The sequence below is a fragment of the Burkholderia sp. Se-20378 genome (assembly GCF_017104665.1).
GTDB lineage: Bacteria > Pseudomonadota > Gammaproteobacteria > Burkholderiales > Burkholderiaceae > Burkholderia > Burkholderia lata.
Genome location: NZ_JAAGPG010000756.1, coordinates 1 through 3,140 on the forward strand (window position 1 = coordinate 1; position 3,140 = coordinate 3,140).

Annotated in this window: 4 protein-coding genes; 2 read left to right on the forward strand and 2 right to left on the reverse strand. The window is 66.4% G+C overall.

Annotated elements, in window-relative coordinates:
- Nucleotides 1–165 (reverse strand): LysR family transcriptional regulator (locus G3N93_RS37100; RefSeq protein ID WP_206135250.1); only part of this gene is annotated, 165 nt, incomplete at its 3' end.
- Between the two features lie 135 nt (nucleotides 166–300).
- On the opposite strand from G3N93_RS37100, the gene ilvD reads away from it, so the two are divergent.
- Both ilvD and G3N93_RS37110 read left to right on the forward strand, forming a co-directional pair.
- Nucleotides 301–1,974: a dihydroxy-acid dehydratase gene (ilvD, locus tag G3N93_RS37105; protein ID WP_174983225.1), complete on the forward strand. Its 1,674-nt coding sequence runs from the start codon at nucleotides 301–303 to the stop codon at nucleotides 1,972–1,974.
- 126 nt (nucleotides 1,975–2,100) lie between these two features.
- On the forward strand, nucleotides 2,101–2,427 hold the full coding sequence (locus G3N93_RS37110; protein WP_206135248.1) for a c-type cytochrome: 327 nt from the start codon (nucleotides 2,101–2,103) through the stop codon (nucleotides 2,425–2,427).
- A gap of 145 nt (nucleotides 2,428–2,572) precedes the next feature.
- Here the strand turns inward: G3N93_RS37110 and G3N93_RS37115 are convergent.
- The coding region (locus tag G3N93_RS37115) for a DUF2486 family protein (RefSeq protein ID WP_206135249.1) at nucleotides 2,573–3,140 on the reverse strand (568 nt) is incomplete at its 5' end.

Sequence of the window (3,140 nt, forward strand, 5' to 3'; positions counted from 1 at the left end):
TCGCGCGAACAGCGCGACGCCGAGCGCATCCTCGAGTGCACGGATCGCCTGTGACAACGGCGGCTGCGTCATCGACAGGCGTTCGGCCGCGCGGCCGAAATGTCGCTCGTCGGCGACGGTCACGAAATAGCGCCACTGGCGCAGGTCGGGAGTCGGATCGGCCATACCTTTTTCATTCAGTAAACGACTTAATACGCGACAAATAATATATTGGACATCCCAATCCGGAAACTCCATTCTTGATTGATCCGAACCGGCACGCCGATCGACGGCGTTGCCCAGACAAAGATGGAGTCCCCCATGGCTTACAACCGTCGCTCGAAGCACATCACGCAAGGCGTGGCCCGCTCGCCGAACCGCTCGATGTATTACGCACTCGGCTACCAGAAGGACGATTTCGACAAGCCGATGGTCGGCATCGCGAACGGCCATTCGACGATCACGCCATGCAACTCCGGCCTGCAGCGCCTGTCGGACGCGGCCGTCGCGGCCGTGAAGGCGTCCGACGCGAACCCGCAGATCTTCGGCACGCCGACGATTTCGGACGGCATGTCGATGGGCACCGAAGGGATGAAGTACTCGCTCGTGTCGCGCGAGGTAATCGCCGACTGCATCGAGACCTGCGTGCAGGGGCAATGGATGGACGGCGTGGTCGTCGTCGGCGGCTGCGACAAGAACATGCCGGGCGGCATGATCGCGCTCGCACGCCTGAACGTGCCGGGCATCTACGTGTACGGCGGCACGATCCGCCCCGGCAACTGGAAAGGCCGGGACCTGACGATCGTGTCGTCGTTCGAAGCCGTCGGCGAATTCACCGCGGGCCGGATGTCGCAGGAGGATTTCGAAGGCGTCGAGCAGAACGCATGCCCGACGTCGGGGTCGTGCGGCGGGATGTACACCGCGAACACGATGAGCTCGTCGTTCGAGGCACTCGGGATGTCGCTGCTGTACTCGTCGACGATGGCGAACCCCGATCAGGAGAAGGTCGATTCGGCCGCCGAATCGGCACGCGTGCTGGTGGAGGCCGTGAAGCGCGACCTGAAACCGCGCGACATCATCACGAAGGCGTCGATCGAGAACGCGGTGTCGGTGATCATGGCGACGGGCGGCTCGACCAACGCGGTGCTGCACTATCTCGCGATCGCGCACGCGGCCGAGGTCGACTGGACGATCGAGGACTTCGAGCGCATCCGCAAGCGCGTGCCCGTGATCTGCGACCTGAAGCCGTCGGGGAAGTACGTCGCGACCGACCTGCACCGGGCCGGCGGGATTCCGCAGGTGTTGAAGATCCTGCTCGACGCGGGGCTGCTGCACGGCGACTGCATGACGATCACCGGCCGCACAATCGCCGACGAACTGAAGGACGTGCCGAGCGTGCCGCGCGCGGACCAGGACGTGATCTTCCCGATCGACCGCGCACTGTACAAGGAAGGCCACCTTGCCATCCTGAAAGGCAATCTCGCGGAAGACGGCGCGGTCGCAAAGATCACCGGCCTGAAGAACCCGGTGATCACGGGCCCGGCACGCGTGTTCGACGACGAGCAGAGCGCGATGGATGCGATTCTCGGCGACCGGATCCGCGCCGGCGACATCCTCGTGCTGCGCTACCTCGGCCCGAAGGGCGGTCCCGGCATGCCGGAAATGCTCGCGCCGACATCCGCGATCATCGGCAAGGGGCTCGGCGAATCGGTCGGCTTCATCACGGATGGCCGCTTCTCGGGCGGAACCTGGGGGATGGTGGTCGGCCACGTCGCGCCGGAAGCGTTCGTCGGCGGCACGATCGCGCTCGTGCAGGAAGGCGACTCGATCACGATCGACGCGCACCGGCTCCTGCTGCAGCTGAACGTCGACGACGCGGAACTCGCGCGCCGCCGCGCCGCATGGCAACAGCCGGCGCCGCGCTACACCCGCGGCGTGCTCGCGAAATTCGCGGCGCTCGCCCGCCCGGCGAACCAGGGCGCCGTCACGGGTTGATACGGGCGCGTCAAAAAATGCGACCCCAATAAACATGGCCGCCGGGGAACGCGCAAAACGCGCTTTCCCTTTGCTTTTATAATGCGCGGACCATGTAGCCGGCCGTCCCCGCCGGCGGAGAACCGCATGAAACACTCGATATTGCGCGTCCTGCTCGCCACACTGCTGATCGGCAGCGTGGCGGCGGCGCGCGCCGATCAGGCCGACGGGCTCGCGCTTGCCCAGCGCAAGAACTGCATGGCCTGCCACGCGATCAGCAAGCCGCTGATGGGCCCGTCGTTCCGCGACATCGCCGGCAAGTATGCGGCGCGCAGCGACGCCGTCGATTACCTTGCCCAGTCGATCGTGAAAGGCAGCGTCGGCGTATGGGGCAGCGTGCCGATGCCTGCCAATACGCAATTGACGAACAGCGAAGCCCACACGCTCGCGCAATGGGTGCTGTCGGTACGCTGAACCGGACGCCCCGGGAGGAATAGTCACCCTGCCGGATTCCGCCGACTGGCGGATATGCTCCGACTGACCCGTGCAGTGCCTCGTCGGCCGCTGCACCAGCCCTTACTGGAATCGCACCCCGTTTTTCACCGGAACGTCCGCGTGCTCAACCGGAATGACCGGAACGGCGGCGTGCGATCTCTTCGTCGACCGCGTCGCGAACCCAGTCCATCACCTCGGTTTCCAGCGCGAGGGCCACTTCACGCGTGATCTGGCCGACCAGCCAGGCCGAATGCTCATGCAGCGCGTCGCGACAGCGGGCTTCGATGGCGTCGCGCCCTTCCCCCGTCAGATAGTTCGTCAGGCGATTGCGCAGGCGCTCGGCGATATGCTGGGCATCTTCCGGCGTCAGCCCGGCTGCGGCCTGTGCATCCGGCTGCGGCGCGGCGGCCGGCATAACGGCTTCCGGCATGTGCGCTTCACGCGCGTGCCCCACCGCCGCATGTGCCACCGCGGCGAACGCGGGTTGCGGCACAACGTCGTCGTCCAGCGATGATGGCAGTGGCGCACTCATTGCCGCCGAATCATCGGCGACCACGTGCTCCGCGGCGCCTGGTTCGGCCGGCGCATCGGTCTCGCCCATCGCCGCCGCCGCGGCCGTCGCCACGTCGCCCGGCAGTTCGACCACCGGGACGTGCGGCGTCGGCACGCGTTCGACCACGACGGAATCGGGG